This is a genomic window from Rhizobium sp. L43, from assembly GCF_002531725.1.
In the GTDB taxonomy this organism is placed as follows: domain Bacteria; phylum Pseudomonadota; class Alphaproteobacteria; order Rhizobiales; family Rhizobiaceae; genus Rhizobium.
The window spans coordinates 1-6,573 of sequence record NZ_NWSQ01000065.1 but is presented as its reverse complement, the minus strand read 5'-3'; the positions used below and the strand labels follow the sequence as shown (position 1 = coordinate 6,573).

Below are 6,573 nucleotides of genomic sequence, written 5' to 3'. Positions count from 1 at the left end.
GCGACGAGCCTGGCGATGAGCCGAAGGCGCTTTCCGAATGCGACGTCAAATCGAACATCAAGTCCATTCCGGGCGTGATGACGATCCGCGGCTGCGCCTATGCCGGCTCCAAAGGCGTGGTATGGGGGCCGGTCAAGGACATGGTCCACATCTCGCACGGGCCGGTCGGTTGCGGTCATTATTCCTGGTCGCAACGCCGCAACTACTACGTCGGCCTGACGGGCATCGACACGTTCGTGACGCTGCAGTTCACCTCAGACTTCCAGGAAAAGGACATCGTGTTCGGCGGCGACAAGAAGCTTGAACAGGTCATCGACGAGATCGAGGCGCTTTTCCCCCTCAACAACGGCATCAGCGTGCAGTCGGAATGCCCGATCGGGCTGATTGGCGACGACATTGAGGCGGTGTCGCGCAAGAAGGCCAAGGAGCACGAAAAGACGATCGTGCCGGTGCGCTGCGAGGGCTTCCGCGGCGTCTCGCAATCGCTCGGCCACCACATCGCCAACGACGCCATCCGTGACTGGGTTTTCGACAAGAACGACGTCGAGTTCGAGACCGGCCCTTATGACGTCAACGTCGTCGGCGACTACAATATCGGTGGCGACGCGTGGGCTACGCGCATTCTATTGGAGGAGGTGGGGCTGCGCGTGGTCGGCAACTGGTCGGGTGATGCCACGCTCGCTGAGGTCGAGCGCGCGCCAAAGGCGAAGCTCAACCTCATCCACTGCTACCGCTCGATGAACTACATCTGTCGGCACATGGAGGAAAAGTACGGCATCCCGTGGATGGAATACAATTTCTTTGGTCCGTCCCAGATCGAAACCTCCCTGCGCGAAATAGCCAAGCACTTCGGTCCGGAAATCGTCGACAAGACCGAGGCTGTCATCACCAAGTACCGGCCCCTGGTCGATGCTGTCGTCGACAAGTACCGGCCGCGCCTCGAAGGCAAGACGGTGATGCTCTATGTCGGCGGCCTGCGTCCTCGCCACGTCATCACGGCCTATGAGGACCTCGGCATGCGGATCGTCGGCACCGGCTACGAGTTCGCCCACAACGACGACTATCAGCGCACCGGCCATTATGTGAACAAGGGTACGTTGATCTATGACGACGTGACCGGTTACGAGCTGGAAAAGTTCATCGAAGGCATCCGCCCCGACCTTGTTGGGTCCGGCATCAAAGAGAAGTATCCGGTGCAGAAGATGGGCATCCCCTTCCGCCAGATGCACTCCTGGGATTATTCGGGCCCGTATCACGGCTATGACGGCTTTGCCATATTCGCCCGCGACATGGATCTGGCCATCAATAATCCGGTGTGGGATCTCTACGACGTCCCCTGGAAAAAAAAGGCCGCGCCAGCTGAGGCGGTTGCGGCCGAATGAGAGCTTGGCCTGTCTTGGGAGGGGGCAGGCCAGGCCCTTCCATCGGCCTTGATCCGCACTCGTGACAGATGACATCCCATTGCCGCCACCGGTGCGGCGCGATGAAAAGAAAGGTGCTTACTATGCCGCAGTCGGCGGAAAAAGTTCTCGATCATGCTCCCCTGTTCCGCGAGCCGGAATACAGGCAGATGCTCGCCGAGAAGAAAGCCAATTTCGAATGCCCCCACCCGGATCAGGTCGTTGCCGATCAAAACGACTTCACGAAGACCTGGGAGTATCGCGAAAAGAACCTGGGCCGCAAAGCCCTGGTCGTGAACCCGGCCAAAGCCTGCCAGCCGCTCGGTGCCGTCTTCGCAGCCGCAGGCTTTGAGCAAACGATGTCCTTCGTCCACGGCAGCCAGGGCTGCGTCGCCTATTACCGTTCGCATCTGTCGCGTCACTTCAAGGAGCCTTCATCGGCGGTCTCGTCCTCGATGACGGAGGACGCGGCGGTGTTCGGCGGATTGAAGAACATGGTCGACGGGCTCGCCAATACATACAAGCTCTACGATCCGAAGATGATCGCCGTCTCGACCACCTGCATGGCCGAAGTCATTGGAGACGATCTCCACAGCTTCATCGAAAACGCAAAGAACGAAGGGTCGGTCCCGCACGACTTCGATGTTCCTTTCGCTCACACGCCTGCCTTCGTCGGCAGCCACGTCGATGGCTATGACGGCATGATCAAGGGCATTCTGGAGAACTTCTGGAAAGGCAACGAGCGGAAGGAGGTTGCCCAAGCCATCAACATCATTCCCGGCTTCGACGGCTTCTGCGTCGGCAACAACCGCGAACTGAAGCGCCTGCTCGACATGATGGGCGTATCCTACATCTTCATCCAGGATGCCTCCGACCAGTTCGACACGCCGTCTGACGGCACGTACCGCATGTATGACGGCGGCACGAAGATCGAAGACGTGAAAACGGCGTTGAACGCCGAAGCGACCCTGTCGCTGCAGCACTATAACACGCGCAAAACGCTGGAATATTGCAAGGAGGTCGGTCAGGCTACGGCCTCGTTCCATTATCCGCTGGGTGTCCAGGCGACCGATGAATTCCTGATGAAGGTCTCGGAGATTACCGGCAAGGAAATTCCTCCGGCACTCGGCCTGGAGCGCGGCCGTCTCGTCGACGCTATGGCAGATAGCCAGGCCTGGCTGCACGGGAAGAAATACGCGATCTACGGCGATCCTGACTTCGTCTACGCCGTTGCCCGCTTCGTCTTGGAAACCGGCGGTGAGCCGACCCACTGCCTTGCTACCAACGGCACGTCGGCCTGGGAAGCCGAGATGAAGGCGTTGCTCGCATCCTCGCCCTTCGGCAAGGATTCCCAGGTCTGGGCGGGCAAGGACCTCTGGGCGTTGCGCTCGCTGCTCTTTACCGAGCCGGTAGATCTTATGATCGGCAATTCCTATGGCAAGTATCTCGAGCGCGACACCGGCACCCCATTGATCCGGCTGAGCTTTCCGATATTCGACCGGCACCATCACCACCGTTTCCCGCTCATGGGCTACCAGGGCGGCCTGCGCGTCCTGACGACGATCCTCGACAAGATCTTCGACAAGCTCGATCGCGAGACGAGCGAGCCGGGTGTGACAGACTATTCTTACGACCTGACCCGCTAGGAGCGGCGGCGGTCGGCCTTGTGAGGCCGGCCGCCTTCATCTGAACTTGGAGACCGCAATGCCCTCGCTCAATGCTAAAGTCCAGGACGTCTTCGACGAGCCTGCCTGCGAGAAGAACCGCAGCAAGGATTCCAAGGCGCGTAAGAACGGCTGCTCGAAGTCGCTGATCCCCGGGGCGGCAGCCGGCGGATGCGCTTTCGATGGCGCCAAGATCGTGCTGCAGCCCGTCACCGACGTCGCGCACCTGATCCACGGGCCTCTCGGCTGTGAGGGCAATTCCTGGGACAACCGAGGATCGGCTTCCTCAGGTCCAACGCTCTGGCGCACGAGCTTCACGACCGACCTCACTGAAACCGAAGTGGTGATGGGACACGGCGAGCGGAAGCTTTTTAAAGCAATCCGCGAGATCAAGGAGGCCTATGCTCCACCGGCGGTCTTCGTCTATTCGACCTGTGTGACAGCATTGATTGGCGACGACATCGAGGCGGTCTGCGAGCGGGCCGCGGAAAAATTCGGCCTTCCGGTGGTGCCAGTCAACGCACCGGGCTTTGCCGGCTCCAAGAACCTTGGCAATAAGCTCGCCGGTGAAGCGTTGCTCGATCATGTGATCGGCAGCGTAGAGCCGAACGACGTGACCGCCTACGACATCAATATCATTGGTGAGTTCAACCTATCCGGCGAGTTTTGGCTGGTGAAGCCGCTTCTTGACCGGCTGGGGATCAGAGTGCGGGCCTGCATTCCAGGAGACGCTCGATATCTTGACATTGCTTCTGCGCATCGCGCCAAGGCGTCCATGTTGGTGTGCTCGACAGCACTCATCAACCTTGCCCGCAAAATGGAGGAGCTCTGGGATATCCCGTTCTTCGAAGGCTCCTTCTACGGCATTACCGACACCTCTGAAGCACTCAGGCAGATCGCCAAGCTGCTCGTGACGCAGGGGGCGGATCCCGAAATCCTCGAGCGCACCGAGGCATTGATCGCGGAGGAGGAGGCGATTGCCTGGAAGAAACTCGCAGCATATCGACCAAGGCTTGAAGGCAAGCGCGTGTTGCTCAACACCGGCGGCGTGAAGTCCTGGTCGATTGTCGATGCGCTGATGGAGGTGGGCATCGAGATCGTCGGCACCTCGGTTAAGAAATCCACGCCTGAAGACAAGGAACGGATCAAGCAACTCCTGAAAGACGAAAACCACCTGTTCGAGTCGATGGCGCCGCGCGAGCTTTATAACATGCTCGCCGACGGTAAAGCCGACATCATGTTGTCTGGCGGGCGCACGCAATTCATCGCGCTGAAGGCCAAGACACCTTGGCTCGATATCAACCAGGAACGCCACCAGCCCTATGCCGGCTATGACGGCATGGTGGAGCTCGTTCGCCAGATCGATCTTGCTATTCACAATCCGATCTGGATTGAGGTGCGGGAGCCGGCACCGTGGGAATGCCAGCATGCGGTGGAAGAAGAACTGACGAATACCAAGAGCGAGAACGAGACTGGGTACGCCTTGCAAAACTTTGTCGGCGCGGTCGCCGGCAGCTTCGGCAAGCGTTGAGGAAAGCCGATGGTTCAAGTCTTTCCCCAGACCAAATCAGCTGCGGTCAATCCGCTGAAATCATCACAGCCGCTCGGCGCCGCGCTCGCCTTTCTTGGCGTCGAGCGTGCAGTGCCGCTGTTCCACGGCAGCCAGGGCTGCACCAGCCTGGCTCTCGTACTTTTAGTCCGGCACTTCAAGGAAGCCATTCCCTTGCAGACAACGGCATTGGACGCAGTGGCGACGATCCTCGGCGGCGCAGGTAATCTGGAAGAGGCGATACTCAATCTCAAGAGGCGCGCAAAACCAAAGTTGATCGGAATCTGCACGACAGCCCTGGTGGAAACCCGCGGCGAAGATTTTGCAGGCGATCTCACCAACATCAAGCGGGATCGTGCCGATGAGCTTGCGGGTACGGAGATCGTGCTGGCGAGCACACCGGATTTCGAGGGAGCGATCGAAGAGGGATGGGCTAAGGCTGTCACCTCTATGATCGAGCGCATCACCACGCAAGGCGAGCAGAGCCGCGACCAAAAGAAGATTGCGATCCTACCAGGATGGCATGTGACAGTCGCCGACATCGAGCTTCTGCGCGAAACGGTCGAAAGCTTCGGTCTGAAGCCGGTAATCCTGCCGGACATTTCCGGCTCGCTCGACGGCACGGTGCCCGACGATCGTTGGGTGCCGACCACCTATGGCGGTACTCCCGTCGACGAGATCCAAGAGCTTGGCACGGCGGCACAATGTATCGCGATCGGCGAGCATATGCGCCGCCCCGCAGAGCTACTGCGGACCCGGACGGGAGTGCCTTACGCACTGTTCCAGTCGCTGACAGGATTGAAAAGAGCCGACCGGTTCGTCTCGTTGCTTTCAAGGATTTCAGGTGCGCCGGTGCCAGCAAACATTCGCCGTCGCCGAGCACAGCTGCAGGACGCCCTGCTCGACGGGCATTTCTATTTCGGCGGCAAGAAGATCGCAATTGCTGCGGAGCCGGACCAGCTCTACCAATTCGCTACCTTCTTCACCGGCATGGGCGCCAAGATTACGGCGGCAGTCACCACGACCGGCACTTCAAAAATAATCCAGGAAATGCCGGTCGAATCGCTCCAGGTGGGTGATCTTGGCGATCTCGAAGAACTTGCCGTCGACGCTGATCTTCTTGTTACGCATTCGCATGGACGACAAGCGGCGGAGCGCCTTGGCATTCCGCTTATGCGGGTGGGCTTCCCGATTTTCGACCGACTCGGCAGCCAGCATAAGATCACAAGTCTCTATCAGGGAACGCGCGACCTGATCTTCGATGTTTCCAACATCTTCCAGGCCAATCAGCGCGCGCCGTGTCCTGGATCGCTTGATCCCTCCCGCAAAGGAGAACTGGCTAGATGACCGCCGCCCGTCGCCTCTCCATCGTCCCTGACGGGGCTCACTCGGCAGCTCCGAAGCGGAAGGCTGGCGCCTTGCGCGTAGCAATCGCCACCCAAGATATGAAATGTCTGGACGCCCATTTCGGATCGGCCAAGCGCTTCGCGGTCTTTGACGTCAGTCCCGACGATTGGAAACTCGTGGAAGTCCTGTGTTTCGAAGACGTTTCCGATGAGAGCGGAATGCATCGAAACGAGGGCGACGATCGCATTGCCCCCAAGGTGAAGGCATTGGAAGGCTGTCACCTCTTGTTCTGTCTGGCGATTGGCGGGCCTTCGGCAGCAAGGGTCGTTTCGGCCAAAATCCACCCGATAAAAGTACCCGATGCTCAATTGATTGAAGACGTACTGTCCCAAACTAGGGCGATGCTCAGGACGACTCCACCGCCCTGGTTGCGCAAGGTGCTAGCCGAAGCAGGCGCCACCGAAAAGAAGCCTTTCGATGAGGAGGACTAGGACATGGGTACATTGGCAGGAAGTACGGATGGCCCTGCTATCAACGAGGATGGGGATCTCGCCACCCCTTTTCTCAGATGCCTCATAAGGCTCATCCGCGCTCAGGATGCCCATGGGGCGTG

At 59.3% G+C, this 6,573-nt stretch carries 5 protein-coding genes; all 5 read left to right on the top strand.

Going from position 1 to position 6,573, the window contains the following annotated elements; translation table 11 throughout:
• Nucleotides 1-1,382 (top strand): nitrogenase molybdenum-iron protein alpha chain (gene nifD, locus CO667_RS34090; protein ID WP_097622240.1); only part of this gene is annotated, 1,382 nt, incomplete at its 5' end.
• Between the two features lie 122 nt (nt 1,383-1,504).
• Nucleotides 1,505-3,046, top strand: coding sequence for a nitrogenase molybdenum-iron protein subunit beta (nifK, locus tag CO667_RS34085; protein WP_097622239.1), 1,542 nt, complete (start codon nt 1,505-1,507; stop codon nt 3,044-3,046).
• 58 nt (nt 3,047-3,104) lie between these two features.
• Nucleotides 3,105-4,595, top strand: coding sequence for a nitrogenase iron-molybdenum cofactor biosynthesis protein NifE (gene nifE, locus CO667_RS34080; RefSeq protein ID WP_141399572.1), 1,491 nt, complete (start codon nt 3,105-3,107; stop codon nt 4,593-4,595).
• Between the two features lie 9 nt (nt 4,596-4,604).
• Nucleotides 4,605-5,960, top strand: coding sequence for a nitrogenase iron-molybdenum cofactor biosynthesis protein NifN (nifN, locus tag CO667_RS34075; protein WP_096772152.1), 1,356 nt, complete (start codon nt 4,605-4,607; stop codon nt 5,958-5,960).
• Nucleotides 5,957-6,451, top strand: coding sequence for a nitrogen fixation protein NifX (gene nifX / locus CO667_RS34070; protein WP_054186335.1), 495 nt, complete (start codon nt 5,957-5,959; stop codon nt 6,449-6,451). The genes nifN and nifX overlap by 4 nt, the downstream gene beginning before the upstream one ends.
• The last annotated feature ends 122 nt before the right edge of the window (nt 6,452-6,573 follow it).

Coding starts and splice junctions, on each gene's coding strand:
- nifK (WP_097622239.1), top strand. CDS start 1,505: ATGCCGCAGTCGGCGGAAAAAGTTCTCGATCATGCTCCCCTGTTCCGC.
- nifE (WP_141399572.1), top strand. CDS start 3,105: ATGCCCTCGCTCAATGCTAAAGTCCAGGACGTCTTCGACGAGCCTGCC.
- nifN (WP_096772152.1), top strand. CDS start 4,605: ATGGTTCAAGTCTTTCCCCAGACCAAATCAGCTGCGGTCAATCCGCTG.
- nifX (WP_054186335.1), top strand. CDS start 5,957: ATGACCGCCGCCCGTCGCCTCTCCATCGTCCCTGACGGGGCTCACTCG.